The organism is Nocardia sp. NPDC058058 (genome assembly GCF_042885355.1).
Classification (GTDB): Bacteria; Actinomycetota; Actinomycetes; order Mycobacteriales; family Mycobacteriaceae; genus Nocardia.
The window spans coordinates 1,484,587-1,511,206 of sequence record NZ_JBHVSA010000004.1 but is presented as its reverse complement, the minus strand read 5'-3'; the positions used below and the strand labels follow the sequence as shown (position 1 = coordinate 1,511,206).

At 66.5% G+C, this 26,620-nt stretch carries 22 protein-coding genes; 12 read left to right on the top strand and 10 right to left on the bottom strand.

From position 1 onward, the window contains the following. Positions 1-144 precede the first annotated feature (144 nt). From gndA to ACFVUS_RS37925, 4 genes are all read right to left on the bottom strand, one after another. Positions 145-1,587: an NADP-dependent phosphogluconate dehydrogenase gene (gndA, locus tag ACFVUS_RS37940; protein ID WP_387778136.1), complete on the bottom strand. Its 1,443-nt coding sequence runs from the start codon at positions 1,585-1,587 to the stop codon at positions 145-147. 149 nt (positions 1,588-1,736) lie between these two features. Beyond that, a complete protein-coding gene (locus tag ACFVUS_RS37935; protein WP_387778597.1) occupies positions 1,737-3,041 on the bottom strand; it encodes an ATP-binding protein in 1,305 nt (434 codons plus the stop codon). Further along, positions 3,041-3,727, bottom strand: a complete 687-nt coding sequence (locus tag ACFVUS_RS37930; RefSeq protein ID WP_387778133.1) for a response regulator transcription factor — start codon at positions 3,725-3,727, stop codon at positions 3,041-3,043. The genes ACFVUS_RS37935 and ACFVUS_RS37930 overlap by 1 nt, the downstream gene beginning before the upstream one ends. 46 nt (positions 3,728-3,773) lie before the next feature. Further along, complete coding sequence (locus ACFVUS_RS37925; RefSeq protein ID WP_387778130.1) at positions 3,774-5,276, bottom strand: alpha/beta fold hydrolase; 1,503 nt, start codon at positions 5,274-5,276, stop codon at positions 3,774-3,776. A gap of 135 nt (positions 5,277-5,411) precedes the next feature. Between ACFVUS_RS37925 and ACFVUS_RS37920 the strand changes: the two genes are divergently transcribed. Further along, on the top strand, positions 5,412-6,209 hold the full coding sequence (locus ACFVUS_RS37920; protein WP_387778127.1) for a HugZ family protein: 798 nt from the start codon (positions 5,412-5,414) through the stop codon (positions 6,207-6,209). Here ACFVUS_RS37920 and ACFVUS_RS37915 read toward each other — a convergent pair whose 3' ends face one another. Then, the gene (locus ACFVUS_RS37915) at positions 6,210-6,998 is read right to left on the bottom strand and encodes a hypothetical protein (RefSeq protein WP_387778124.1); all 789 of its coding nucleotides are present in this window, start codon (positions 6,996-6,998) and stop codon (positions 6,210-6,212) included. After that, entirely contained in the window at positions 6,995-8,071 is a 1,077-nt protein-coding gene (locus ACFVUS_RS37910; protein ID WP_387778121.1) for a family 43 glycosylhydrolase, read from the bottom strand. The genes ACFVUS_RS37915 and ACFVUS_RS37910 overlap by 4 nt, the downstream gene beginning before the upstream one ends. Before the next feature lie 81 nt (positions 8,072-8,152). On the opposite strand from ACFVUS_RS37910, the gene ACFVUS_RS37905 reads away from it, so the two are divergent. The 6 genes from ACFVUS_RS37905 to ACFVUS_RS37880 all read left to right on the top strand — a co-directional run bounded on the left by ACFVUS_RS37905 (position 8,153) and on the right by ACFVUS_RS37880 (position 17,994). Further along, complete coding sequence (locus ACFVUS_RS37905) at positions 8,153-8,680, top strand: gluconokinase (protein ID WP_387778118.1); 528 nt, start codon at positions 8,153-8,155, stop codon at positions 8,678-8,680. Positions 8,681-8,717: 37 nt separating this feature from the next. Further along, positions 8,718-9,449: a hypothetical protein gene (locus ACFVUS_RS37900; RefSeq protein WP_387778115.1), complete on the top strand. Its 732-nt coding sequence runs from the start codon at positions 8,718-8,720 to the stop codon at positions 9,447-9,449. A 474-nt stretch (positions 9,450-9,923) separates the two neighbouring features. Beyond that, a complete protein-coding gene (locus tag ACFVUS_RS37895; RefSeq protein WP_387778112.1) occupies positions 9,924-12,665 on the top strand; it encodes a beta-ketoacyl synthase N-terminal-like domain-containing protein in 2,742 nt (913 codons plus the stop codon). A 16-nt stretch (positions 12,666-12,681) separates the two neighbouring features. Beyond that, positions 12,682-15,792, top strand: a complete 3,111-nt coding sequence (locus ACFVUS_RS37890) for an amino acid adenylation domain-containing protein (RefSeq protein ID WP_387778110.1) — start codon at positions 12,682-12,684, stop codon at positions 15,790-15,792. A gap of 401 nt (positions 15,793-16,193) precedes the next feature. Then, entirely contained in the window at positions 16,194-16,883 is a 690-nt protein-coding gene (locus tag ACFVUS_RS37885) for a hypothetical protein (protein ID WP_387778107.1), read from the top strand. Positions 16,884-16,983: 100 nt separating this feature from the next. After that, on the top strand, positions 16,984-17,994 hold the full coding sequence (locus ACFVUS_RS37880) for an alpha/beta hydrolase (RefSeq protein WP_387778104.1): 1,011 nt from the start codon (positions 16,984-16,986) through the stop codon (positions 17,992-17,994). A gap of 3 nt (positions 17,995-17,997) precedes the next feature. Here ACFVUS_RS37880 and ACFVUS_RS37875 read toward each other — a convergent pair whose 3' ends face one another. After that, on the bottom strand, positions 17,998-18,531 hold the full coding sequence (locus ACFVUS_RS37875; RefSeq protein ID WP_387778101.1) for a hypothetical protein: 534 nt from the start codon (positions 18,529-18,531) through the stop codon (positions 17,998-18,000). A gap of 267 nt (positions 18,532-18,798) precedes the next feature. On the opposite strand from ACFVUS_RS37875, the gene ACFVUS_RS37870 reads away from it, so the two are divergent. Next, the gene (locus tag ACFVUS_RS37870) at positions 18,799-19,731 is read left to right on the top strand and encodes a cutinase family protein (protein ID WP_387778098.1); all 933 of its coding nucleotides are present in this window, start codon (positions 18,799-18,801) and stop codon (positions 19,729-19,731) included. A gap of 58 nt (positions 19,732-19,789) precedes the next feature. Here the strand turns inward: ACFVUS_RS37870 and ACFVUS_RS37865 are convergent, their stop codons facing one another. Continuing rightward, entirely contained in the window at positions 19,790-21,088 is a 1,299-nt protein-coding gene (locus ACFVUS_RS37865; protein WP_387778095.1) for a cytochrome P450, read from the bottom strand. Positions 21,089-21,288: 200 nt separating this feature from the next. Between ACFVUS_RS37865 and ACFVUS_RS37860 the strand changes: the two genes are divergently transcribed. Further along, positions 21,289-22,032, top strand: a complete 744-nt coding sequence (locus tag ACFVUS_RS37860) for a hypothetical protein (RefSeq protein ID WP_387778092.1) — start codon at positions 21,289-21,291, stop codon at positions 22,030-22,032. Here ACFVUS_RS37860 and ACFVUS_RS37855 read toward each other — a convergent pair. Beyond that, complete coding sequence (locus tag ACFVUS_RS37855) at positions 22,010-23,491, bottom strand: glyceraldehyde-3-phosphate dehydrogenase (protein WP_387778089.1); 1,482 nt, start codon at positions 23,489-23,491, stop codon at positions 22,010-22,012. The two genes, ACFVUS_RS37860 and ACFVUS_RS37855, sit on opposite strands and share 23 nt — an antisense overlap. A 148-nt stretch (positions 23,492-23,639) precedes the next feature. Between ACFVUS_RS37855 and ACFVUS_RS37850 the strand changes: the two genes are divergently transcribed. The 3 genes from ACFVUS_RS37850 (at position 23,640) to ACFVUS_RS37840 (ending at position 26,156) form a co-directional block, all read left to right on the top strand. Further along, the gene (locus ACFVUS_RS37850) at positions 23,640-24,395 is read left to right on the top strand and encodes an isocitrate lyase/phosphoenolpyruvate mutase family protein (RefSeq protein WP_387778086.1); all 756 of its coding nucleotides are present in this window, start codon (positions 23,640-23,642) and stop codon (positions 24,393-24,395) included. A gap of 86 nt (positions 24,396-24,481) precedes the next feature. Beyond that, positions 24,482-25,327 (top strand): 3-hydroxybutyryl-CoA dehydrogenase, encoded by an 846-nt coding sequence (locus ACFVUS_RS37845; protein ID WP_387778083.1) that lies wholly within the window; start codon positions 24,482-24,484, stop codon positions 25,325-25,327. Positions 25,328-25,364: 37 nt separating this feature from the next. Next, positions 25,365-26,156 (top strand): ATP-grasp domain-containing protein, encoded by a 792-nt coding sequence (locus tag ACFVUS_RS37840; protein WP_387778080.1) that lies wholly within the window; start codon positions 25,365-25,367, stop codon positions 26,154-26,156. A gap of 13 nt (positions 26,157-26,169) precedes the next feature. Here ACFVUS_RS37840 and ACFVUS_RS37835 read toward each other — a convergent pair whose 3' ends face one another. Further along, on the bottom strand, positions 26,170-26,562 hold the full coding sequence (locus ACFVUS_RS37835; RefSeq protein WP_387778077.1) for a nitroreductase family deazaflavin-dependent oxidoreductase: 393 nt from the start codon (positions 26,560-26,562) through the stop codon (positions 26,170-26,172). Between the last annotated feature and the right edge of the window lie 58 nt (positions 26,563-26,620).

Sequence of the window (26,620 nt, the reverse complement as noted above, 5' to 3'; positions counted from 1 at the left end):
CGCTTGCGTCAGCCGGCCTTTTTTTGGGCGGTATTTTTTCACCCGGGGTGTGCCCCCGGCCAAACCGCGCGCCGGGATGACGAAGGCGCGGTCACAGCTTTCGTGACCGCGCCTATGCGCTACGCGTGGAGCGGGGACGTGCTTCTACGCCTCGATTTCACTCCGGTCGCCGCTCCACAGCGTGTGGAACTTGCCGGGGCCGTCGATGCGCTCGTAGGTGTGCGCACCGAAGAAGTCACGCTGACCCTGGGTCAGCGCGGCCGGGAGGCGCTCGGCGCGCAGCGCGTCGTAGTACGACAGCGAGGACGCGAACGCCGGGACCGGAATGCCGAGCAGGGTCGCGGTGGCGACCACGCGCCGCCAGCTGTCGATGGCCGTCTCGATGGCCTCGCGGAAGTACGGGGCCAGGATCAGGCTCGGCAGCGCCGGGTTCTCGTCGTACGCCTCCTTGATGCGGTTCAGGAAGCGGGCGCGGATGATGCAGCCGCCGCGCCAGATGGTGGCCAGATCGCCGGGGTGCAGATCCCAATTGTATTCGGCGCTACCGGCTTCGATCTGATCGAAGCCCTGCGCGTACGCCACGATCTTGGAGGCGTACAGCGCCTGCCGGATCGCCTCGGTGAATTCGGCTACGTCCGTGGGCTTTTCGGCGAGCTGACCCGAGGCCAGGCCGACGGCGGCCTTGCGCTGGGCGCGCGAGCCGGACAGCGCGCGGGCGAAAACCGCCTCGGCGATACCGGTTACGGGCACACCGAGATCCAGTGCGGACTTGACCGTCCAGCGGCCGGTGCCCTTCTGCTCGGCGGCATCGACGATCACATCGACCAGCGGCTTACCGGTCTTGGCGTCGACCTGATTGAGCACCTCGGCGGTGATCTCGACCAGGTAGCTCTCCAGTTCACCGGAGTTCCAGTCGGTGAACACATCCGCGATCTGCTTGGCGTCGAAGCCGAGCGCATCGCGGAACAGGTTGTAGGCCTCGCCGATGAGCTGCATATCGGCGTATTCGATGCCGTTGTGCACCATCTTGACGAAGTGGCCGGAGCCGTCCGGTCCGATGTGCGTGCAGCACGGCGTGCCATCGACCTGTGCCGCAATGGATTCCAGCATCGGGCCGAGCGATTCGTAGGATTCCTTGGGCCCGCCGGGCATGATGGCCGGACCGTTGAGCGCGCCCTCCTCACCACCGGAGATGCCCGCGCCGACGAAGTTCAGCCCGCGCGCGGCCATGGCCGCCTCGCGCCGAATGGTGTCGGTGTACAGCGCGTTACCGCCGTCGATGATGATGTCGCCGGGCTCCATGGCCGCGGCCAGTTCCTCGATGACGGCATCGGTGGGATCGCCGGCCTTGACCATGATCAGCACGCGGCGCGGCTTCTCCAGGGCGGCGACGAATTCCTCGACGGTCTCGGTGCGCACGAAATCGCCGTCGCCGCCGTGTGCCTCGAGCAGGGCGTCGGTCTTGCCGATGCTGCGGTTGTGCAGAGCGACCGTGTAGCCGTTGCGTGCGAAGTTGCGGGCGATATTGCTACCCATGACCGCGAGTCCGGTGACGCCGATCTGGGCGCGCGCTGTAGAGGTCGCCATGAAACAGCCTCTCTCCATTCGACAGATGTAGTTGCGTGGCCGCACGAACCGGGTTCGTCGGCGGCACCCCGAAACTCCGGAACGCCTGATCTTTTCTACCGCACGCCGAATTCGCCGCTCAGCGCGGCTACGGGCGACCGCGCCGCGGGTCAGCCGCGCGCGGGCAGCTCGAAGCCGACTTCCGCTCCGCCGCCGGGGTTGTCGGCCGCGAAGACGCTGCCGCCGTGCGCGGTGACGATGTCGTGCACGATGGCCAGGCCCAGGCCGGAGCCGGGGGTGGCCCGGGTGCGGTCGGCCCGGTAGAAGCGATCGAACACCGCGCGCTGGGCGGCCGGATCGATGCCGGGACCGTGATCGCGCACACTCAGCCGGGCCCGGTGAATCACCAGTTCGACATCGGTGTCGGGCGGGCTGTACTTGGTGGCGTTATCGAGCAGATTGTCGACGCAGCGGGCCAGGGCGTGCGGTCCCGCGGTCACCGTGGCCGGGTCGTCCAGCCGCACGGTGATGGTGCGCCCGGTGCGGCGACGGAAGCGCTGCACGCAATCCTCGGCGAGTTCGGCGAGATTCACCTCGGTCGCGGGTTCGGCGGTGTGCTGATCGGTGGCCAGTTCCACGAGTTCGGCGATGAGGGCGTCCAGCGCCTTGGCCTCCTGGACCAGGGTGGTGAGCACCTTGGCCTCATCGTCGGGACCGAGTCGGCCGCGGGCGCGCTGGAGCAGTTCGGCGCTGCCGCGCACCGATGTCAATGGTGTGCGCAGTTCATGACTGGCGTCCTCGACCAGCCGCTGCTGCTGTGCGCGCGAGACGCGCAGCGCGGCGAGCATGGAGTTGAAGTTCCTGGTGAGCTCACCGACCTCATCGCGGCCCGCGTCCGGGAGCACGGTGGACAGATCCCGGGTGGTCGTGATCCGTTGCGTCGCATCGGCGAGGCGGCGCATCGGTCGCAGTATGCGGCCGATGGCCAGCCAGCTGATCAGCGCCGCCGCCACCACCGCGAGCACCGTGAGAGAGGCTGTGCTCCACAGGAACTCATTGTCGACGCGGGTGACCTCGTCGTAGTTCTGGCCCACCATGACCGCACCGCCACCGGCTCGGCCGTGGGTGAGCACCCCGTAGGTGGTATCGCCGATATCGACGTTGGTCTCATTGCTGCCCTTGCCCGCGCGGGCGATCTCTCGATCGAAGTCGTTGACCGGCAGCGGATTCCGCCCGGGGGTGAGCGGTACGACGGTGCCGTCCGCGAGCAGCAGCTGTTCGGTCATATCCGGTCGCTCCGGCAGTTCCGCGCCCGAATCCAGCAGCGCCAGCACCACATCCGCCCGATCGGCGAGTCCGCGATCGACCTGCGCCGCGACCAGCGGCGACACACTGCGATACGCCATGACCAGGGTGGTCAGAATGGCGGCCACCGTCACGATGACCGCCACCAGGGTGAGCCGAGCCCGCAACATCACGCGGTCTTGACGGTGTAGCCGACATTGCGGACGGTCTGGATGAGCCGGGGCTCGCCGCCCTCTTCGGTCTTGCGGCGCAGATAGCCGATATACACATCCAGCGAACGGGATTCGGTGTCGAAGTCGAAACCCCAGATGTGCTCGTAGATCTGGCCGCGCGAGAGCACCACCCGCTGATTGCGCAGCAGTAGTTCCAGCACATCGAATTCGGTGCGGGTCAGATCGAGAAGTCTTGCGCCCCGGTGAACTTCGCGCGTCGCGGGATCCAGGGTCAGATCCCCGGCGGTGAGCAGTGCGGACGCGGGCTCATCGGGTGCGCTGCGGCGCAGCAGCGCCCGCAGCCGGGCCAGCAGTTCCTCGGTATCGAACGGTTTGGCCAGATAGTCGTCGGCTCCGGCGTCCAGGCCCGCGACCCGGTCGCCGACCTGGTGCCGCGCGGTGAGCACCAGGATCGGCAGCCGGTCGCCCTTGCGGCGCAGTGCCCGGCACAGTGAGAGTCCGTCCATGCGGGGCATCGCCACATCCACCACCGCCAGATCGGGACGATCGGCCTCCAGCGTCGCGAGCGCGGTCAGGCCGTCGTCGGCGAGCAGCACCCGGTAGCCCTCGAACCGCAGGAGCTGGTCCAGGGTGCTGCGTACATTCGGATCGTCCTCGACCACGAGCACTGTCGCGCTAGTCATCGGCTCAGTCTGGTCGGCGGTGGTCGCGGTCATGGATTCCGGCCTGTCAGTTCGTGACCGGGGCCACGGCGATGGGCGGGACCGCGGCGATGCAGGCGGTGTCACCGGTCTTGCCGTTGCGGACGAAGTCGCCGATCACGCCGACCACGCAACCGCTGGGCTCCAGGTCCGGGACGTGTCCGGTGTTCGGCACCGAGATGAAGGTGGCGTCGGCGAACTTGGCGGCGACGAGCTTGCCATTGGCGTCCGGGGTGATGGCGTCGAGATCACCGGAGATGACCAGTACGGGCACATTCGGCAGTGCGGTGCGCACCTGATCGGGGCGCTGGTGATCCTTGATACCGGGCCAGTTGATGCACGCGTCACCGCCGTCACGCTGGCCGGCGGCGAAGCCCTGCGGGCTGAACGCGCCGAACGCGCCGGGGGTACCCGCCTGGGCGAGGGCGTCGCGATACTGCTGTTCACGCTGCGGCAGCGCGGCATCCCGGGACCACAGTGGTGCGTAGTCGTTGCAGGCCACGGTGATATAGAGCCCGATGTTCTCGTATCCGTCCTCGGCCGTGGTCTGTTTGGTGAATTCGATGAGGCCGGCGTCATCGCCGCGCACGGCCGCGTGCAGGGCGGCGGGCAGCATGCCCAGCGGGGTCATGGCCTGCGGGTCCGCGCCGATATTGCTGGTGGCGGATTCGAACACCAGGCTGGCGAGCTTGGCCTCGTCGAGCTGGATGACGCCCTTGCCCTGAACGGTGAGCGGCTTGTCCCGCAGGCGAGCGGCCACGGCGGTCAGGTCGTTGACGGCGGTATTGCCGTCGCACACCCTGCTGCGCTCGCAGATGCGTTGCAGTGCAAGGGAAACCGCTTGGGCATTGGGCCGCTGCATCGAATCGGTGTCATGCGGGTACGCACCCGAGAGCACCATCGACTGCACATGCTCGGGATGCCGCTGGGCGTAGATCGGCAGCAGGTACGTGCCGTAGGAGATGCCGTACGGAATCACCTTGTCGATGCCGAGCTGCGCACGGACCGCGTCGAAGTCGTCGACGGTCGCGGCCGAGGTATAGCCCTCCGCCTTCGGGCCGAGCTCCTGGGCACAGCGCGCGACCGCCTGGCGTTGCTGTTCGCGGGTGCCCAGCTGGTATTCGTCCTCGCTGACACCGCATTTCACCGGGTTGGAGACCCCGGTTCCGCGCGGGTCGATCAGCAGCACGTCGTACTGATTCAGCAGTCCGGCCGCCACCTTGGACGCGTCCCCGGCATGCCCGATCATCGGCACGCCCGGCCCGCCCGGGTTGGGCAGGATGGTGCCCGCCGCCGCACCGCCTTCACTGTGCTTGATGCGGGCGTACCCGATATCGATGGTGCCCAGGTCGGGCTTGCCCTCGACCAGAGGGCGTTGCACCACACCGCAATCCACCGCGTAGCCCTCGACGGTCGGGCACCACGGCGTGGCCGCGGCCTGATCCTTCGAATCCCCGCAGCCGGTGACCAGTCCGGCCAGTACGGCCGCTGCCAGTCCGAACCCCATTATCGATCGCACTCCGGCACGCATACCGGGCTCCCTCCGCACTCTCACCCGGTGTTTCCGGGCGACCGAGGTAATCGTGCGTGGGCTCCCGCAAAGGCTTTTCAAACAAACGTCAAAGCGAGGTAAGAATCCGCGGCGGGTGGCGCGTAGCCTGTGAGCGTGCCTCTCGACCACGGCGATCCCGGTGACGCCCCCTCCACTCCCCCGCCCCTGACCGCGGTCGTCAACGAGCAGCGGCCGACTCCCGCCGAGGAGACCAGAAGCGTTGTGGCGGCGACGAATACCGCCACCCTGGCGTCGCTGAGCACCGATGGCGGGCCGTGGGCGTCCTTCGTCACCTATGGGCTGCTCGACGGTCAGCCGGTGCTGTGCGTATCGCGATTGGCCGAGCACGGGCGCAATCTCGCCGGTGATCCCCGCGCCAGTCTGTCGATCGTCACCCCGGATTTGCCGTCCGATCCGCTGGCGGGTTCCCGGGTGACGCTGGCGGGCCGGGTCGAACAGCCGACGGGCGAGGAGGCCGCCGCCGCGCGCGAAGCGCATCTGGCCGCCGTGCCCTCGGCCAAGTACTACATCGATTTCAGCGATTTCACCGTGTGGGTGCTGCGGGTGGAGCGGGTGCGCTGGGTCGGCGGTTACGGCCGGATGGATTCCGCGAGCAGCGCGGACTACGCCGCCGCGCGCCCCGATCCGATTGTGTCCGTTGCCGGTCGGGCCATCACGCACCTCAATGACGATCACGCGGACGCGCTGCTGGATATGGCCAGGGCGCGCGGCGGCTATCCCGATGCCACGGCCGCGGTCTGCGAACGCGCCGACCGCTACGGCCTCGATCTGCGCGTCACCACCCCGCGCGGCATCGCGGTGACCCGGGTCGGCTATGTCGCGCCCATCGATACGATCGGTGAACTGCGTTCGGCGACGGTCGAATTGACCCGACTGTCGCGCGAGGCGTGATCAGCTCAGATCGTTGATGCAGTACCCCTCCGGGCCGATGGTGGTCTTGAACAGCATCGGCTGGGTGACCCCGGACGAATTCGTCACCGGCACAGTGACATCGACATCGGAGATGCCGGTCGGCTGGGTGCTGAACTCACCGAATCCGGTGGTGCCGGTGAGCCTTCCGGGATTGTTCGACAGCACCGATCCGGGGCACACCAGCGGGTACTTGCCCTCGATATCGTTCACGTCGACCGGTTTGCCGACCCAGCGGGACAGGTAGCGCTGCACGGTATATCGCGCATCGGCCTCATTGAAGGAGTTGACCGTGCCGTTCGGGGCGACGCGGGGACAGGCGTAACCGGAGCCGATCTCACTGCGCTTGGCGCTGACGGTCAGCGCCGGTCCGGTCCAGATCGCGGCGAACTGTCCGTCCACCCCGGGCTGCGCGACAGCCGCGAGGATTCCGTCCTTGTCGGCGTACATGTTTCGCGCGTTCTGCGGTTCGATGGTCCAGCACTTGCGCACCAGCTGATCCATATCGCCCGTCAGCAGATTCCGCACGAACGGCCGCAGGGCGCGCGCCGCGGCCTGATAACCGGGAACCTCACCGATCGTCACCTCCGGATCGGCGGCGCTGCTCGACGTCGCCGCCGTGGACGAATTCTGTTGCGGTAGTGCCGCTATCGACTGCGAGGTCTGCGAGGAATGTCCTGAATGCTCATCAGATCCCCCGCAACCGGTCAGCAGCGCGGCCAGCGCGACGGCGGCCAATCCGAACGAACCCAACGCTCCGCGTGTGCTCATCTCCCAGATGCTAATGCTTCGTCACCGACCGCGATGGGGGCATCGGGACCAAGAGCCATACCGAATTGCGGACGGCCGTCGGGCGCGAAGGCCATCGGCTGGGCGCGCACACTCCGGCCCGCCCACCCGGTGCCGGGATCCAGCCGCGCGTGATAGGTGATCCACTGCCGGTCACCGACGGTGAAGAACCCGTTGTGCCCGGGCGCGATCGAACCGGGACCGCCGGGCAGGATCGGTCCGCCGGATTTGGTCCACGCCGCCGGATTCATCGGATCGCCGCCGGCGGCCAGGCGCAGCAGGCCGAGTCGATAGGAGTCGTCGAAACTGGCGTTGGCGGAGAAGGTCACGTACAGGGTGCCGTCGGGGGCGAAAAGCGGCTGGGGCGCTTCGTTGATCAGCAGGTTCGCGTCATTGGGAACGGTCTCCCAGTCGGCGGTGGGTGTCGAGATCACCACCGATTCACCGGTGGGTGTCAAAGGATCCGCCATCCGGATCGCGCAGATCTGCTGTACGAGTTCGTTTTCCGGGTCCAGGCAGGACCAGAGGAAATAGCCCTGTTTCTTATAGGGCAGGTAGACCCCGTCGATCGCGACGCCGCCGGGCAGATCCATCGGGCCGAGGTAGTCGTACGGACCGGCGGGATCATCGCCGACGGAGCGCAGCGCGTACATCCGATGCGACTGATGGCTGTCGTTCTCCTGGCCCGCGTAGTAGATCCACCAACGATCGCCGATGTGCTGTAGTTCGGGAGCCCAGATCTTGGTGCAGGCGGGTGCCGGGCAGTCCGGATGCCGCCACACCACCGTCGGATCGGCGTCGCCCAGTCCGCCCAGCGTGTCCGAACTGCGGATGACGATATTGTCGCCGTTGTAGAAATCGCCCTGTACCAGGTGGAATCGGCCCTGGTAATAGGCGATGCTGGGGTCCGCGCCCGCGCCCAGGATGGGATTGGTGAACTCCTCGCGATGCGGGCCGTAGGCCGCGGCGTGCGACGCCGATAACGTGGGACCGAGGATCGTGACGCAGATCAGTCCGAGTATTGCCCGCCAGCCCGCCACGACCACCTCCAGCACCTATGAAGAATCCAGTTTCCGGCGTCCCGGTGGCAAGATCGGTGATTCCCGGACAGTCCGGCGTTTCGCCCAGGAGGATTCATGACCGTCGACGGCCCGCGCATCGTTGTCGTGATGGGCGTGTCCGGGTCCGGGAAATCGACCGTGGCCGCAAAGCTGGCGGACACCCTGGGCTGGGAGTTGCTCGAGGGTGACGATCTGCATCCGGCGGCCAATATCGCGAAGATGGCGGCCGGACATCCGCTCGACGACGCCGACCGGCAACCCTGGCTGGAGGCCATCGCCGCGTGGATGTCCGAGCGCATCGCCTCGGGACGTTCCGGTGTGGTCACCTGCTCGGCCCTCAAACATTCGTATCGGGACACCCTGCGCGGGGCTACCGCCGGGCACCCGGAAGGCCGGGTCACCTTCCTGCTGCCGTCCGGCACCCGGGAACAGCTGCAAGCACGCATGACCGCGCGCACCGGGCACTTCATGCCGCCCGGCCTGCTCGACTCCCAACTGGCCACCTTGGAGCTGCCCGGTCCGGATGAGGACTTCGTCACCGTCGAAATCGGCCCGCCCCCAGCGGAAGTCGCGGACGCGGCGCTGGCGGCCCTGCGAAAATAGCTGGGCAGCACCCGGTTTTCGCCGATACAGTGCCCGAATGACACGTTTGAATCAGATTGTCGCCGTGGAGAAAGGGATCAAGTCCCGAACCTTTTCCGAACTCACCGAGGCACATCACCAGCTGGGCAAGAATCCGCTGCTGAGCGGAATCTCGCGGACCTACCGCCCCAAGGATGAGGAAGGCGAGCAGCTGCCGCCGGAATCGACTCGCGTGCAGGTGAAGTCGGAAGAGGTGCTCAAGACCACGGCGGAGATTCTGACCAAACTCTTCGATGTCGTCGCCACCAAGGATTGGGCGAACTGCGCGGCCACCGCCGATGTGGTGGTGGACGGCCGCACCCTGGTCAAGGACGCCCCGGTGACCTATCTGCTCTTCCTGGAGAAGCAGCTGGTCGACCTGCACACCTTCGTGCGCAAGCTGCCGGTGCTGGACGCGGCCGAATCGTGGGAGTACGACACCGCGGCCGACTGCTACGCCACCGAGCCGGTGAATACGGTGCGCACCAAGAAGATTCCGCGCAACCACGTGAAAGCCGAAGCGACGGAGAAGCATCCGGCGCAGGTCGAGGTGTATCACGAGGATGTGGTGGTGGGCTACTGGCGCACCATCAAGTTCTCCGGCGCGCTGCCCGCCAAGCGCGTCAACGATCTCACCGAGCGCGTCGAAAAGCTGCAGCACGCGGTGAAATTCGCGCGCGAGGAGGCCAATAACGCCGAGATCACCCAGCGCAAGCCGGGTGCGGAGGTCTTCGGATATTTGTTTGGCTGACCGGCCGTAGCCCGCTAGTGTCGGTGGTGCGCAAGAGCGCAAGCTGAATCAGAAGTTCAATGTGACTGGCACACCGGCACAGTGGGGGTTCGAATCCTCCTCCCGCCACTCGCGGCGGGATAGCCCAATCGGCAGAGGCACCGCGCCATCAAACTCACGTTATCGCTCCAGTTTCAGCATTTCCGCCGAACGTCGAATCGAAGGAACGGACCGGGATCCAGAGGTTGCGGGTTCAACTCCCGCCGGCTCAGCCACCAATGGGCCGTAGCTCAATCGCAGAGCGCTGGACAATTTCAAGCTCATTCCGTTCTTAAACGTGTCGATGTGTCGCAATTCGGCGGACACCGAGGCCCCGGGGCAGGCTAGTCCCCGGGGCTTCCCCATATCCGGAGTAGGTTGCCGCCGGTACATCTCACCGCCCGAGACTTAGGTTTGCCTAACCTTATGGCCGGGTGTAACCTCGGCGCGGCAATGATGAACACAGACACTTCGGATAATCAGTCGATCGCCATCATCGGTATCGGAATTCGGGTACCGCTGGCACGCACCGCTCCCGCCCTGTGGGACAACCTGATCGCGGGAGCCACCGCCATTCGGCGCTTCAGCGTCGAGGAGCTCACCGCCGCCGGGGTGCCCCGGGCGCGGTTCGAGCACCCGAGTCATGTCCCCTACGGCACCGAGCTCGCGGGGATCGCGGACTTCGACGCGGATTTCTTCGGGTTCTCCCCGCGCGAGGCCAAGGTCACCGATCCGCAGCAGCGCATCTTCCTGCAGACCGCCTGGGAAGCCATGGAGGACGCGGGTGTGGTGCCCGCGCGGACGCCGCGCATCGGCGTGTTCGCCGCCACCACCATGAGCACGTATCTGCTCCGGAACCTACAGCGCAATAGCGAATTCCGGCCCGAAGACCTGGACTATCAGACGCTGATCGGCAATGACAAGGATTTCATCGCCACCCGGGTGGCCTTCAAACTCGGTCTCACCGGACCGGCGCTGACCGTCCAATCCGCCTGCTCCAGTTCACTTGTCGCGATTCACCAGGCGGTGCGGTCGCTGCGCGCCGGGGAGAGCGATGTCGCGCTCGCCGGTGGCGTCAGCATCGTCACTCCGCAGACCGCCGGATATCGCTACGAAGAGGGCGGCATCCACTCCCGCGACGGACAGTGCCGCCCCTTCGACAAGGATGCCTCCGGCACCGTGCGCGGCAATGGCTGCGGAATCATTGTGCTCAAACGACTTTCGGACGCGGTGGCGGACGGGGATCGCATCCACGCCGTGCTGGCGGGCTCGGCGATCAACAACGACGGCTCGGACAAGATGGGCTTCACCGCGCCCGGTATCGCGGGGCAGGCCGCCGTGATCGGTGCCGCGCTCGCGGACGCCGGAGTCCCAGCGAGCGATATCGGCTATGTCGAAACCCACGGCACCGGAACGGCATTGGGTGATCCACTGGAGTTCCGGGCATTGTCCCGGGCGCATACCGCCGCCGGTGGACCCGCGCCGGACTGCCTGCTCGGCAGCATCAAGGCCAACCTCGGACACCTGGATGTGGCGGCGGGCGTACTGGGCGTGATCAAAACCGCCCTGATCCTGAGCAATCAGACGGTGCCGCCGCAGCTCGGCTTCGATGCCGCCAATCCGCATGTGCCGCTGGGGCGTTCGGCCTACGACATCAACACCGAGCCGGTGGCACGCGAGTTGCGCGCCGCCGCGGTGAGCTCCTTCGGCCTGGGCGGGACCAATGCGCACTGTGTCCTCACCCGCGCGCCGCAACTCGCCGAACGACCCGTGCCAGAGGACCGGGCCTACCGGATCACGGTGACGGCACGCGATCGGAACGCGCTCACCCGGTTGTGCGGAGAACTCGCCGCCGACCTGCGCGGGCGGTCGATTCGTATCGACGATCTGGCCCATACGCTGGCCGAAGGCCGCACCGTCTTCGCCGAAAAGCTGGAATTCGCGGCGCATTCCAGCGCCGAAGCGGCGGAAATCCTGGATCGCCACCGCGGCGATTCGGCCCCGGCCAACGCGAATCTCACCGATCTCCCCGCCGCGCGCGGCCGCAAGATCAGCCTGCCCGGCTATCCATTCGACACCACCCCGCACTGGGTCGACCCGGATCCGGCTACCTCCGACAGCGTCGCGTCCACAACGACCGCCGCACCCGGAGAGGCCGTCGATCCGGATCGGCTGGCCGCCTTCGTACTGGAGACCGCGCGTCAGCTATTGGGTGATCCGGCGCTGCAACCGGATTCGGATTTCTACGCCTCGGGCGGCCAGTCCATGACCCTGGTGCGACTGGTCAGCACGGTGCGCGACACCTACGAACTCCCGCTGGGGCTCGAAGGATTCGAGCGACTGCGCACCATCGAGCAACTGGTGCAGCACATTCGGCTGGTATTCGAGAATCCAGGCCAGGCCGCTCCCGCCGTTGTCACCATCACCCCTGGCGACGGATCCGCGCTGTTCCTGGTTCCTCCCGCCGGTGGCACCAACTTCTGCTACCAGGCGCTGGCCACCCATCTGCCCGGTACGCATCCGATCATCGCCTTCACCGCCGCACCGGCCACCGATGAGCTGACGGTGCGAGAGTTGGCCGCCCGCAATATCTCCGAGATGCGCCGCGTTCAGCCCGACGGTCCGTATCGCGTCGGCGGCTATTCCTTCGGCGGCAATGTCGCCTTCGAGATGGCCATCCAATTGGAGGCGGCGGGCCAGGAAGTCGCCGATGTGGTCATCTTCGATTCGAATCCGCCGGAGGCCTATGTCGGCGGCGGCTTCGACGACAGCGAATTCTTCAAGGCCCTGGTGCAGATGGTCACCACCGCGTTCCCGGGCATCGAAGTGAGCGATGACCAGATCCCGACCTCGATGGCGGAACTGCCCGCGCTCATGCGGCAGTACCCGGAGGTCGCCGCGTTCACCGAACACGATGCCATTCGGTTCGCGCACCTGTGGCGACAGAACCACGATTCGATCAAACGGCATTACCCGGATCGCAAATACGGTGGCACGCTGACGATTCTGCGCGCCACCACGGCATTCGTGGCCGATCAGGAGACGCTGCGCATCCGGCAGGTTGGCAAGGACGTCTGGCGCGGGCACGCCACCGGGGCCGTGCGCATGGTCGACGTACCCGGCAACCACTACACCATTTTCACCGACGCCACCCTGATCCCGCAGGTCGCGGCGGCGCTACAGCCGCTGCTCGGCTGATCCAGGAGGTATCCGAATGACCGTGCGCGGCCGCCAGCTCTCCCCCGCCCAGCACACCCTGTACTCGCAACAGCGATTGTTCCCGGACGACCCCGCGTACAACCTGGGATTCCTGTACCGGGTGCGCGGGGACCTCGATTCCGAACGATTGCGCCGGGCGGGGGAATTGATGGCGGCGCGCGCCGTCCCGCTCAACGAGTACTTCGTCGAGCGGGATGGGACGGTCAGCGCCGAATACGATCCGGACAACCACTACGCGGTCGAACTAGATCGCCGAACCGGTGACGCCGCAGCACGATTGACGGCGGAGATCTCGGCGGAACTGGACCGGCCGATCCCGATGGATCGGTGGCCGCTGTATTCGGCGCGCATGGTTCAGGACGACACCTCGACCTACGTGGTGCTCATCGCCTCGCACCTGGTCGCCGACGCGCTCACCTTCTACAACCTCATCACCGATCTCGGAAAGCTCTACGGGGACCTGGATTTCATTCCACCGGGCGGGGAGCTGCTACCGCTGCCACCGGCCGCGGATCCGGACCGGGCGCGGGCCGCGGTCACCTACTTCCGCTCGAATTTCGTTGCGCTGGAGACTCTTTCGACACCCGAGTGGGAAGGCGACCGCCAGCGGGACGGGCAGCTGCCCGGCGAGCACGTGACCATGGACCTCGGCCCCGACCTGAGCGCCGCCGTGCACGCCGCGGTCAAGGAGCTGAAGGTGGGCAAGGTCGCGTTCTTCCTGGCGGTGCATCTGCTGGTGCTCGGCTGCCTCACCGCCTCCGCCCGCGTGACGACCGCGTTTCCGCTCGCGAACCGGCGCCGGGATCGAAAGCTGCTGCGGGCGTACGGATATCACGTCAATACGCTGCCGCTCTCGATCGATCTCGATGAGTACGAGACCTTCGATGAACTGTGCGCGGGCGTACAGGAACGTATCGACGCGCTGGTCGCGTTCGAGGACATCAGCCTCGGCGCGCACGCCCGGGAGATCTTCGACCATCCGGCGGCCGCCGTATCCCGCCCGTCCAGCAGCTTCACCTTCTACCGGCAGAAACTGTCGCTGCGCATCCCTGGCTGCGAATTCACCCCCATCCCGCTCCCGCGCGCCCGCCTCATCTGCCCCTTCGTGGCGAATGTGGAACAGCACGACCGGGGCTACACCTACTACATCCAATCCAGCTCCCGGGTAGCGGATTCGCGCCCGCAGGATGTGCTGCGCGCGGTACTCACCCATATCGCCGGACAACCACGCACGCGGCTCGACGCGGTGCCCTGGCTCGGTGCGCGCGAACTCGCGGAACTGCGCGAACAAGCCGGTACCCGGGTGGAACCTCCGGCGCACCAGACGATTACGCACGCCTTCGAGGAACAGGCGCGGCGAACCCCGGACGCCGTCGCGGTCTCCTACGAGGGCGTCACACTCACCTACGCGGAACTGAATCGCCGGGCCGACCGCCTGGCGGCATGGATCGACGCCGAACTCCCCGGCGACTTCACCGGCATCGCCATGCAGCGCTCACCGGAGCTGATCACCACGATTCTGGCGGTGCTCAAGTCCGGTCGCGCCTACGTCCCGATCGACCCCGCCGCACCCGCGCACCGCGTGGAAGCCATTGTGTCGCAGTTCGATTCACTGCACGTGCTGACCGACTCGACCGACCTACCCACCGTGGCCGCACTGCGCTGCCACGATGTCCACGCGGCCATACGCGCCGCAGCGGCCAACCCCGCACCCTTCCAACCGGCGGCCGGACGACCGGCGTACGTCATCTTCACCTCGGGATCCACCGGGACGCCCAAGGGTGTCGTGGTCACCCATGCGAATGTGCTGCGGCTGTTCACCGCGACCGCCAGGGAGATCGACTTCGGCGCGGATGACGTGTGGTCGCTCTTCCATTCGTACGCTTTCGATTTCGCTGTCTGGGAGATGTTCGGCGCACTGCTGCACGGCGGCAGGCTGGAGATCGTCCCGGAGTGGACTCGGCGCTCACCCGCCGATTTCGCGGTCTTCCTGGCCGAGCGCGGGGTCACCGTGCTCAGTCAGACGCCGTCGGCCTTCCGCGCGCTGAGCGCCGTGCTCACGCCCGCGCTCGCGGACGAGCTGGCCGTGCGCACCGTCGTATTCGGCGGTGAGGCACTGCAATTCGAGACGCTCGCGCCCTGGGTCGAGCGGTACGGGCACCGCGCCGAACTGATCAATATGTACGGCATCACCGAGACCACCGTGCACGCCACCGCGCATCGCGTCACCCCCGGCGATCTGAAGTCCCAGCGCCCCAGCGTGATCGGCCGCGCCCTGGACGATCTGCGCATCACCCTGGTCGATACCGCACTCCGCCCGGTCCCGGACGGGGTGGCCGGTGAGATCCTGATCGCCGGGCCCGGCGTTTCGAACGGCTACCTGAATCAGCCGGGGTTGACCGCCGAGCGCTTCCTGCGGCCGCCCTTCGCCGACGAGATCCACTACCGCTCCGGGGATCTGGCCCGCCGCGAAACCGACGGCACGCTCATCTACCTGGGCCGGATGGATCAGCAGATCCAATTGCGCGGGGTGCGAATCGAACTGGGCGAGGTCGAGGCGGCGCTGTCGGCCCACGACGGCGTCGGGGCATGCGCGGTCCGGCTGGATGGCCGTGATGCGGACGCACCCGAACTGGTCGCCTTCATCGTCGCGACCACCCGCGGCTCGGGCGATGACGGCACCTCCGTCACCGTCACCGATGCGGAACTGCGCCTGCACCTACGCGATCGACTGCCCGCCGCCATGCGGCCGACCCGATTCGTCCGCACGGAACAGCTGCCGCTGACCGTCAACGGCAAGCTGGACGACGCCTGTCTGCCCTGGCCGGAACCGCTCGAGCCGGACAACAACGCCACCGAGATCACCGCCGCCGCCGCGTCCACGCCCGCCGAAACGGTGCGCAATGCCTGGTCGAAGGTGCTGGGCCGCACCGATTTCAGCGATGCCGAATCCTTCTTCGACGCGGGCGGCACCTCGATCCAACTGGTCCAGCTCCTGGAGGAGCTGCGCGCCGGTTGCCCGCACCCCGATCACCTGGAGATGGTCGACCTGTTCGAGTTCACCACGGTGCAGGCGCAAGCCGCGCATCTGGCCACGCTGCTCTGACCTGCGCGAACGACCGATTCCACGGAAACCCGCGGCAAAACGAGAACACGTTCTATATGCTGACGCGTGATCGGCCGGGTACGAGCCGAAGCTGTGACCGGCAGGCTCCGCCGCCGGTGCGCGCCGCCACCGTGCGGCGCGCTTATTTCCTGAATAGCGCATTCGGCGCTGAATAATGTCTTTTTCATGCCTTATTCAGCCTTTCGAAAGACTGATCAACGAAGTGACATGACATATTTTCACTAGTTTTCCAGAAACCCTGGACGAGCGTCCAGCTGTCCGGTTTACTCATCCTTCAGGCGGCCTGTCACGGCAATTCGAGACGGGCCGCTCATCGATGAGGATATTGGTTCCGGGATGTGCCGGAGCCGCTGGAAGGAAACATGCTTCAGACTTCACGATTGACCGCCGGAATTGCGGCCTCCACCTTGATCATCGCCGGTGCGAGCGTTGCCCTGACCACCGGGGTGGCCACCGCCGATACCGCCACCTGCGCGGTTACCAGCCATGACACCAAGAAGGACATCAGCACCGTCGGTATCACACATGTGTACGACAAGACGGCCAGCGCGGAACAGATCGGCGTCGGCACCACCGTCACGTACACCATTGTGGTCGGTACGACCAGTATCGGTAACCCGTACGTAAATACCATTACCGATTACCCGCCCACCGGTTTCGCCGCTCCTGTCAAGACCACGATTACCGCGTACCACGCGATCGGCGGCCAGAAGGAAGAAACCGTCACGCCCGAGCCGAATGCGGGCGGCTGGAAGGTGACCAGCACCGGCTGGTTCGTCAATTCCGGCAACCCGGTCACCATGAAGATCACCTATAACGTGCCCGCCAGCGTCAAGCAGGGCCAGATGATCACCAGCGGCGGCATCGGCGTGGCCGGCACCGTCGGCGTCGGCGCCAGCTTCCCGAACCTGACCGCGTGCTTCACCGCGCGGGCGGCGAACCCGGGCGAGTCGGTGCAGGGCAGCCTGAGCAATAACGGCCTCGGCTCGTCCGACGGTCAGCTCAGCTCGACCGGTTCGGTCACCGACATTCTGACCGGCGTGCTGAAGAACGTCATTCCGGGCAGCTGATTTCTCCCCGTCCGTGGCCGGTGCGGTGCGACTGTCCGGCCACGGTCCGGGTACCATCCGGAATTACGTTATCCGCCAATCTTTTTCGAGGACGAAGTTCTTGTTCGCGCGTAAATCAGCGGTACTGTTCGCCGCTTCCGCTCTCGCCCTGTCTTTGTTGTCGGGCCTACCGGGCTCGGGTGCGGTGGCGCACGCCGAACCGGACGTCTCCCATATCGACCACATCGACCGGCCCGGACAACGCCAGCAGGTCTTCTACGTCTATTCCGCGGCCATGGATCGCATTATCCCGCTACAGATCCTGACCGCTTTCGATCAGAGCGAACCGCGCCCCACCCTGTATCTGCTCAATGGCGCGGGCGGCGGCGAGGATCTCGCCAGCTGGTACAACCAGACCGATATCGTGCAGTTCCTCGGCGAGAAGAACGTGAATGTGGTGACCCCTTCGGTGGGCGCGTTCTCGTATTACACCGATTGGCAGCGCGACGACCCCAAGCTCGGCCGCAATAAGTGGGAAACCTTTCTGACCCGCGAACTCCCGCCGATCATCGACGCGCAACTGGGCGCCTCCGGCGTGAATGCGATTGCCGGAGTGTCGATGTCCGCGACCTCGGTGCTGTACATGGCGGGCGCGGCCCCCGATCTCTATCGCGCGGTCGGCTCCTTCAGCGGTTGCGCCTCCACCCTCGATTCGGCCGGGCGCACCTATATCGATCTGGTGCTGGCCCGCGCGGGCGCGAGCCCGAAGAACATGTGGGGTGAGAACGGCGATCCGGCCTGGCGCGATCACGACGCCGTGCTGAACGCGGAACGCCTGCGCGGCAAGGCGATCTACCTCTCCAGCGCCACCGGCCTGCCCGGTGAGGCCGAGGCCATCGTGCCGCCGTATTCGGTCGGACAGGTCATGACCAAGGCCAATCAGATGGTGCTGGGCGGACTCATCGAAGCCGCCACCAATACCTGCACCCACCAATTGGCCGACCGGCTGGCCGAACTCGGCATTCCGGCGCAGCTCGAATACCGCGCCGCGGGATCGCACACCTGGCATTACTGGGAGCAGGATCTGCACAAGTCCTGGCCCATGTTCGCGACCGCGCTCGGCATCTCCTGAGCGCTAGTCGAAGACCCGGCCGGTGAGCTGCCCGCCCGAACGCTCCTGCACCAGACACACCTGGCGGGGCCGAGCGACGTAGGTCTGCTCATCGCCGGGATACAGCGCCAGCGTCATCAAATCCGCGTGCTCGCGGGTGCTGCGGCGCGCGAACTCGGACGCGCAATCGGTTCCGGCGTGAATCGACACCAGACTCGCGCCCGGCCACGCGATCGACGCGTCGAAGGTGTGGATGACCTCGGCGCGATGCGGTTCCCGGCACGGCACCACCGTGACCCGGTCCGCGCTCGTGTACGCCTGGGTCACCGAATCCTTGGACTGTGGCGCGGGATTCGCCATCGGTGGTAGCTGATCCACGCAGTATCCGGTGCGCAATTCATCGACCGGCAGCGATTGCGAACCCACCACATCGGCGGGCGCGCCGCCCGAACCGTCCTGGCGAATCACCCACACCACGATCCCGGCGAGTATCGCCAGGGTCAGTGCCGTCACCACCGCAATGAGCACGCCACGCGGCGACATCCGAGCAGACTCCATCGAACCTCCCGGTAGAGCGGTTGCCGACGAGATTTGACAATACAGAGCGTCAATCTTGCGACGTGATGGCAATCAAACAGCAAGCGCCGTCCGGACTGGCTGGTTTCTTGGTATGTTCGGCCCGGCGCGCCCACCGCAGGCCGACCTTCGTCATCGTCGGCCGATCTCAGCCCGCAGCGGCGAGCGCATATGCCGAAGTGTTGCCGCCCCGGGTTCAGCGGGGCTGAACTGCCGACAACGTACGGTCCGAGCAAGGAGTGATGCGCCTTGTCCTTTGGAACAACACGAACTTTCAAGACGGCCTGTGCCGCCGTGGCCGCGGTCCTGGCCACCGCGACGGGGGTGCTGCTCAGCGGCGCGCCCGAGGCGACCGCGGCCCCCGGCTGCCCGGATCTGAATGTCATTGCCGTACCGGGCACCTGGGAGACCACCCGGGACGATTCGGAACCCACCGGAATGCTGACCATGGTCACCCGCGGGCTACCCGGCAATGTGAAGACCAGCTACGTCGGCTATGCCGCCACCGCGCTGCCGTGGGAGGGCGAGGTGTACGGGCGCTCCAAACGCGAGGCCGTCACCAATGCCCGCGCCATGATCGCGGACGTCGCAGCCCGGTGCAGCGCAACGCGTTTCGCGCTGATCGGGTACAGCCAGGGCGCGGACGCGGCGGGTGATCTGGCCGCCGAGATCGGCACCGGACACGGCGTGGTGTCCCCCGATCGGGTGGTCGGGGTCGGGCTGATCTCGGATCCGCGCCGCTCCCCCGCCGATGCCCTGATCGGGCCGCCGGTACCGGGTACGGGTGCGGGCGGGGCGCGCATCGGCGGGTTCGGCTGGCTGAGCCAGAATGTGCGAACCTTCTGTGCTGCGGGCGATTTGTACTGTTCGGTGCCGGTCGATGATCTCGCCGGGCGATTCGCCGGATTCATGACCCAGCTGTCCGCGCCGGATCCACTGCAGATCGGCAATTACCTGCTGACCACGCAGTCCATTCTGGCCGAGGCGCTGCTGCCGGGCTGGTCGGCCATCATGGCCGCACCGGCGGACAATCCGGCGGGCGAGCAGTGGACGCGGCAGGTGCAGCAGTTCCTCACCTCCGGCATCCATCAGTCGTATCCGCGCTACGTGGTCGACAACAACGGGGCCACCGCCACCGCATGGCTGCACAATTGGCTCGTGGATATGGCCACGACGTCCTGATCTCCACCACCTGTCCCGGGGCCCGTCACCAATTGCGGTGGCGGGCCCCGTTTTCTATTCAGCCGGCGATGCGGGCCCGTTGCCCCAAACGCGCGGGCATGCTGGAATATCCGCGCAGCGTGAACAGCGGCCGTCGGCTCGGTTCGGCCGTGAGGGTCAGATCCGGGAATCGTTCGAAGAGCGCGCGCAGCGCGTGAATACCCTCCATGCGCGCCAGGCTCGCGCCGAGACAGGCGTGCACACCGCTGGAGAAGGACAGGTGATCCTTGGCGTTGGAACGGGTGACATCGAAGGCATTCGGATTCTCGAACACGGCCGGATCGCGATTGGCCCCGCCGAGCGACATCACCACCAGGCTGCCCTTCTTCAGCGGGACCCCGGCAACCTCGGTGTCGCACAGGGCCAGTCGCGCGGCCGCCTGAATCGGGGCCTCGAATCTGAGCATCTCCTCCACCGCGTTCGGCCACAATTCCGGCTCATCGCGCAGGATCTCCAGCTGGTCGGGATTCGAAAGCAGGTGCACCACACCGTTTCCGATGAGATTGACCGCGGTTTCGAAGCCCGCGCCCATCAGCAGCGTGGCCGCCGATTTGAGTTCGCCGTCGGTCAGATCGCCCGCGCTCACCAGCGCGCTCAGAATGTCCTCGCGGGGTTCGGCGCGCAGCCGAGCGATGTGCTCGTCCAGATAGCCGTCCATACCGCGCATGGACACCACCGCATTGCGCCACTGCCGCCAGGAGATTCCGATATCGAGCATCGGGCTCACCACATCACCCCACGCCAGGAAGGTGTCCCGGGATTCGTCCGGGAAGCCGAGCATCTCGGAGATGATGGCGATCGGCACGTGCGCCGCGAAATCGTGGATCAGATCGGCGGATCCGTCCGCGGGCAGCGCGTCCAGCAGCTCGGCCGTCACCGATTCCACCCGATCCCGCAGCCGCCCGATCGCCCTGGGCGTGAACGCCTTCGACACCGATTTGCGCAGCCGGGTGTGCTCGGGCGGATCGCTGATCAGCATGGACGGCTTCTCCACCGGATTGGGCGGAATCGGGGCCCGATCGGCGATCCGCCGCACCACACCGGTGCGCTCGAACCCGGTGATCCCGTATACGCCCCAATCACCGTCCCGCAGAATCCCCCGGCTCACCTCGTAATCAGCTGTGCCCCACGCGACCGGGCTCGGCACCAGCCGCCCCCGCTCCCGCAACCGCTCGATCGGCGGGAACGGATCCCGCAGTCCCGCAACACTTCCCATCAAATCCGCCAGCGGATCGTCGCGCAGCGTCTGCATCCGAATCCCATACCGCGGCGCACCCTGCTCCACCAGCCACCGCACCCAGTACCGCGCACCGATCATCACCGTCTCCTCATCATCGGATGACCTTTCAGGCAATGGAAACCTATTGTGCGGCAAAAGATTCCGCGAATAGTCCCACCGGAGGGCATTGCCACGGCGCAAGACGACGAAAGTAGGGGCATCACATCCCGGACCGGGCGCGGGAATGGCGGTGAGTTTTCCATTGGTCGTTCATTGGTGGCGGTCCGCATTCTCGGTGCGTGAAATCCTTCGCTCGCACCGCCGCACGTACCGCGCTCGCCGTGGCGGTGGTGGGTACCTCCGCCGCCGGACTCTTCGGCGCCACCACCACCATCGCCAACGCCCAGGGCGATTACGGCCCCGACACCTGTCTGGAAGGCTATGTCTGGCGGGAGGCCAACTCCGCCGATCATGTCTGCGTCAGCCCCGGGGTGCGCGATCAGGCGCGGGCGGACAATGCCGCCGCGGCGTCGCGCCGGGCCGGTGGCGGGGCGTACGGCCCCAATACCTGTGTCAACGGCTATGTCTGGCGCGAGGCGTACAACGGCGATGTGGTCTGCGTGACCACCGCGGTCCGGCAGCAGGCCAAGGACGACAATGCCGCGGCTGCCAATCGCAAAGCGTCACTGAATATCTGGCTCACCGACTACACCGAGGGACGGCACTGCGACGGTGACGTCTGCACCGTCACCTCGGACAGCGGCAGCAAGTTCAAGATAAACGGTGATCACTTCAACAGTGGCACCGTCACCATTATCGTCAACCGCAACAACGACTCTCACATCGCGACCTACACCGTGACCGCCGGACAGCACGACGGCTATCAGGGCGCGTCGTTCGGTTACCAGAGTCCGATGTGGGATCCGAACTCCGGTTACCACGCCGCATGCACCGCCGGGAACGACGCCTACATCCAGGCGTACGACCCGAACTCACAGCGCTGGTCGGCCAAACTGCCGTTCAAGCACGACTGCCGTTCGTGACGGCCACGCCCGCCCGATCCTGTTCGCCCAGTTGCGGATACGTCGGGTACTCGATGCCCGAGATGAACTGCACGGTGCGCACCACCTGGCAGGAGTAGCCGAATTCGTTGTCGTACCAGAGGTAGAGGATCGCGGTGTCACCGTCGACGATGGCGGCGTTGGCATCCACGATCGAGGCCGCGCGCGAGCCGATGAAATCGCTGGAGACCACATCGGTGGCGGCGGTGTAGTCGAGGTTGCGGCTCAGCGGGCCGGACAGCGAGACCTGGCGCAGGTAGTCCAGCACCTCGGCCTTGGTGGTCTCCCGCTTCAGCTGCAGGTTCAGGATGGCGACCGAAACATCCGGCGTGGGAACGCGAATGGAGTTTCCGGTGATCTTGGCCTGGAAGTCCGGCATGGCCTTGGCCACCGCGGAGGCCGCGCCGGTCTCGGTCATCACCAGGTTGAACGGCGCGGAACGGCCGCGGCGATCGGCCTTGTGGAAGTTGTCCAGCAGGTTCTGGTCATTGGTGAACGAGTGCACGGTCTCCACATGTCCACGCACGATGCCGAATTCGTCATCCATCGCCTTGAGCGGCGGCACGATCGCATTGGTGGTGCAGGAGGCGCAGGAGAAGATCCGTTGCGACACATCCTGTTCGCGGTGGTTGACCCCGTGCACGATATTGGGGACATCGCCCTTACCGGGCGCGGTGAGCACGACCTTGGCGATGCCGGGGCGCAGATGCTGCTCCAGGCCCTCGCGGTCACGCCAGCGGCCGGTGTTGTCGATCAGGATGGCGTCATTGATGCCGAACTCGGTGTAGTCGATGGTCTTCGGGTCATCGCTGTAGATGAACTTGATGACGCTGCCGTTGGCGATGATGGTGTCGTTCGCGGCGTCGACCTTGATGGTGCCGTTGAACTGCCCGTGCACCGAATCCCGGCGCAGCAGCGAGGCGCGCTTCACCAGATCGTCGGCGCTACCCCGGCGCACCACCACCGCACGCAGATTCAGGCCGTTGCCCGAACCGGTCTTCTCGACCAGCAGCCGGGTGACCAGACGCCCGATCCGGCCGAAGCCGTACAGCACCACATCGCGCGGGCCCTGCGGTTCGGCCTTGTTGCCGCCGATCACATCGGCCAGCACGTCGGCGGCGAACTCGGCGACCCCGAGTCCGCGCGCGTCGGCGCGATAGGCCATGACCAACCGGCCCAGATCGATCTTGCTCGGCCCCAGGTCCATGGCGCTCAGCACCTCGAGGAACGGCAGCGTCTCCTCGATCGAGAGCTCCTCGCCCTCGATCTGCCGCGCGAACCGGTGCGTGCGCAGAATGCTGATCACCGACTTGTTCACCAGCGACCGGCTGTGCAGGAGGATCGTCACCCCCTTCTCGCGATACAGCTTGCCGATGATCGGGATCATCGCCTCCGCCGAAGCCTCGTGAGCGTTCCAGCGGTCAAGATGGTCGGTAGTCAACACAAAGTCCTAGGGGTCGCCTCGAGATCTATACGAAAACGATGCTAACCAGCCCAAAACCATCACAACCCCCGGCTACCCCACTGTGAGACCTGCGTCATTCGAATCCGGCCGATGAGTTTCGGGCGGCCCGGCGGTATATCCATATATGACCGATCCGAAGACCCACGCCGACACCCTGCGCGCCCTGCACACGAAGGAGATGCTGGTACTGCCCAACGCCTGGGACGCCGCGAGCGCGAAGGCGGTGGCTGAGGCCGGATTTCCGGTGATCGCCACCGCCAGCAACGCCATCGCCGCCATGCTCGGCCACCCCGACGGCGAGGGTGCGCCCTGGCGGGAGATGTTCTACGCCGCCGGTCGCATCGCCCGCGCGGTCTCGATCCCGGTGACCGTGGACGCCGAGGCCGGATACGGTATGCGCCCGCGCGAACTGGTCGACCGGCTGCTCGATATCGGCGCGGCCGGCTGCAATCTGGAGGATACCGACCACCGTGCGGGCAGGCTGGCCGATCCCGGTGCGCACGCCGAATGGCTCGCGGAAATCCGTTCCGCCGCAACCGATGCCGGGGTTCCGATCGTCATCAACGCCCGCATCGATGCCTTCCTGCCCAAGAGCCGGGTGGCGGCGGCCGACCGGCTGGCCGAGACGATCCGGCGCGGACTCCTATACCGCGAGGCCGGAGCCGACTGCCTCTACCCCATCGGCGTCGGCAGCCACGACGATCTCGCCGCGCTCGTCGCCGAACTGCCGGGACCGATCAACGGCAACACCGGCGAACAGCTGCCGCTGACAACGCTTCGCGATCTCGGCGTAGCCCGAGTCTCCTACGGCCCCCGCTTCTACAACGCGGCCCTGGCCGGGCTGCGCACCGGCCTCGGAGACCTGAAAGCGCAGCTCTGAGGAAGCTGCCCGCGCCCGGTGGCGGGTCGATGAATCCGGTCGACCAGGATGGTCGCGAGACATCCGAACACAGGGAGATACGAATAATGCAACTCATCGGCGTAATCGGTGGCGGCACCATGGGGGCGGGTATCGCCGAGGTGGCCGCTCGCGCGGGCGGCGAAGTCCTGGTCCTGGAGCGGGACGCCGCCGCGGCCGACGCGGCGATCGAGCGCATCGAGAAGTCGCTGGCGCGCGCGGTGAAGTCGGGTCGCCTGGAGCAGGAGGCCGCGGACGCGGCGCGGGCGCGCATCACCCTCACCGTGTCGATCGACGATTTCGCCGATCGGGAGCTGGTGATCGAGGCCGCGCCGGAGATCGAATCGCTCAAGGCCGATTTCTTCACCAAGCTCGACGCCATCGTCTCCCCGGAGACCATTCTGGCCACCAACACCTCCTCCATCCCGGTCATCCGGATCGCCAACGCGACCTCGAACCCGGGCCGCGTGGTCGGTGTGCATTTCTTCAACCCGGTGCCGGTGCTGCCGCTGGTGGAGATCGTGGTGACGCTCAAGACCGATCGCGCGGTCGCGGACGCGGTCACCGCGTACGCCCGCGACGTGCTGGGCAAGCGCACCATCGAATCCAAGGATCAGGCCGGATTCATCGTCAACGCACTGCTGATCCCGTACCTGTGCAACGCGATTCGCATGTACGAGACCGGCTTCGCCAGCGCCGAGGACATCGACGAGGGCATGGTCAGCGGCTGCGCGCACCCCATGGGCCCGCTGCGCCTGACCGATACCGTCGGCCTGGACGTCACCCTCGCGGTCGCCGAATCCCTCTACGCCGAATTCGGTGAACCGCAGTACGCGCCCCCGGTGCTGTTGCGCCGCATGGTCGAAGCGGGCTATCTGGGCCGCAAGACCGGCCGCGGCTTCTACACCTACTGAGGTCTGCCCGGGCCGCTCACCTGCCGGGAGCGGCCCGGTGGCTCCGAATCCGGCTGTCGCGGTGCATGATCTGAGGATCATGTTCAGCACCGCCTTTCTCCAGTACTCCGGATCCGGTCCGATGCGCCATGAGGAGGCGCTGCTGTCGGAAGGATTGCGGCGGCGCGGGATTCCGGTGCGGTACTACACGATCAAGCAGATGCACCGCCGGACGCTGCCGTTGGGGCCGGGTGTGCTGATCGCCGGTGATATGGATGCGATGCACGGGGCGTTGCGGCAGTTGGGGATTCCGATTCCCGCGCCCGACGACTATCCGGATGTCCTGCGCGAATTCCTGCGGCGTGCGGTGCGGCTATCGACTCTGGGCGAGGTCGAGCGGGCACTGGAAATCGGTGCCCTGCCACCGACATTCGTCAAGCCCGCCGAGCGGCGCAAAAGCTTCACCGGTGCGGTGTGCTACTCGGAGCGGGATGTCTCGCACTTCGGGCCGGTCAGCCGACGCCAGCGGGTGTGGTGCTCCGAGGTCGTCTCCTGGATCGCGGAATACCGTGTCTACGTTGCCGATCGGCGCGTACTCGCGGTCGATCTGTACAGCGGTGATGAATCGGCGGCCTTGGATATGAGCGTGGTCGAGGCGGCGATCGCGGCCTATCAACCGGTCGCGCCGAGCGCGTACGGCATCGACTTCGGCGTGCTCGCGAACCGGGAGACGGCTCTGGTCGAAGCCAATGACGGGTATGCGCTCGGCGCGTACGCCATCGCCGCTGACGATTACACCGAACTGATCATGCGGCGGTGGCGTGAGCTACTCGAATCTGCCCGGGGCTGAACAGGTTCGGGGCTCAGGCGATATCGGCGACCAGTACGCCGAAACGGCCGCCCGCGACGCGCGCCGGAAGCGGGAGATCCAGACCGGCCTGACCGGGTTCGACAATGCGCGGGTTGGTGATTCGGATGGTGCGGAATTGGGATTGCACATCGGCCTCGCCCGCCGCCAGCACATTCCGGACCCAATCGGTGACGCCGTGACCGAGCACCACGGTGAACTTGCCCTTCGAGCGGAAGGCGTTGACGGGGGTCGTGTACGGCTTCCCGGATTTGCGTCCGGCGTGGTGGATCACCGCGAACGTGGGGAGGTAGGGCGCTGCCCGGCGCATGACCGGGTTCATGTATTTGACCTGCAGCCGGTCGAACCAGGCCGGGAACATCGATGCTCCGAGATCGGGTGTACTCATACCGCTCCTTCTATCTGTCTCGGACAGCCTAGATGCGCTGCGGCGGGCGCACATCCGC

Bases quoted from the DNA above. Each gene is read 5' to 3' on its own strand.
- ACFVUS_RS37835 (WP_387778077.1), bottom strand. From the start codon at position 26,562: ATGAGTACACCCGATCTCGGAGCATCGATGTTCCCGGCCTGGTTCGAC.
- ACFVUS_RS37930 (WP_387778133.1), bottom strand. From the start codon at position 3,727: ATGACTAGCGCGACAGTGCTCGTGGTCGAGGACGATCCGAATGTACGC.
- ACFVUS_RS37865 (WP_387778095.1), bottom strand. From the start codon at position 21,088: ATGATCGGTGCGCGGTACTGGGTGCGGTGGCTGGTGGAGCAGGGTGCG.
- ACFVUS_RS37845 (WP_387778083.1), top strand. From the start codon at position 24,482: ATGCAACTCATCGGCGTAATCGGTGGCGGCACCATGGGGGCGGGTATC.
- gndA (WP_387778136.1), bottom strand. From the start codon at position 1,587: ATGGCGACCTCTACAGCGCGCGCCCAGATCGGCGTCACCGGACTCGCG.
- ACFVUS_RS37905 (WP_387778118.1), top strand. From the start codon at position 8,153: ATGACCGTCGACGGCCCGCGCATCGTTGTCGTGATGGGCGTGTCCGGG.
- ACFVUS_RS37875 (WP_387778101.1), bottom strand. From the start codon at position 18,531: ATGGAGTCTGCTCGGATGTCGCCGCGTGGCGTGCTCATTGCGGTGGTG.
- ACFVUS_RS37850 (WP_387778086.1), top strand. From the start codon at position 23,640: ATGACCGATCCGAAGACCCACGCCGACACCCTGCGCGCCCTGCACACG.
- ACFVUS_RS37890 (WP_387778110.1), top strand. From the start codon at position 12,682: ATGACCGTGCGCGGCCGCCAGCTCTCCCCCGCCCAGCACACCCTGTAC.
- ACFVUS_RS37925 (WP_387778130.1), bottom strand. From the start codon at position 5,276: ATGCGTGCCGGAGTGCGATCGATAATGGGGTTCGGACTGGCAGCGGCC.
- ACFVUS_RS37915 (WP_387778124.1), bottom strand. From the start codon at position 6,998: ATGAGCACACGCGGAGCGTTGGGTTCGTTCGGATTGGCCGCCGTCGCG.
- ACFVUS_RS37935 (WP_387778597.1), bottom strand. From the start codon at position 3,041: ATGTTGCGGGCTCGGCTCACCCTGGTGGCGGTCATCGTGACGGTGGCC.
- ACFVUS_RS37895 (WP_387778112.1), top strand. From the start codon at position 9,924: ATGAACACAGACACTTCGGATAATCAGTCGATCGCCATCATCGGTATC.
- ACFVUS_RS37900 (WP_387778115.1), top strand. From the start codon at position 8,718: ATGACACGTTTGAATCAGATTGTCGCCGTGGAGAAAGGGATCAAGTCC.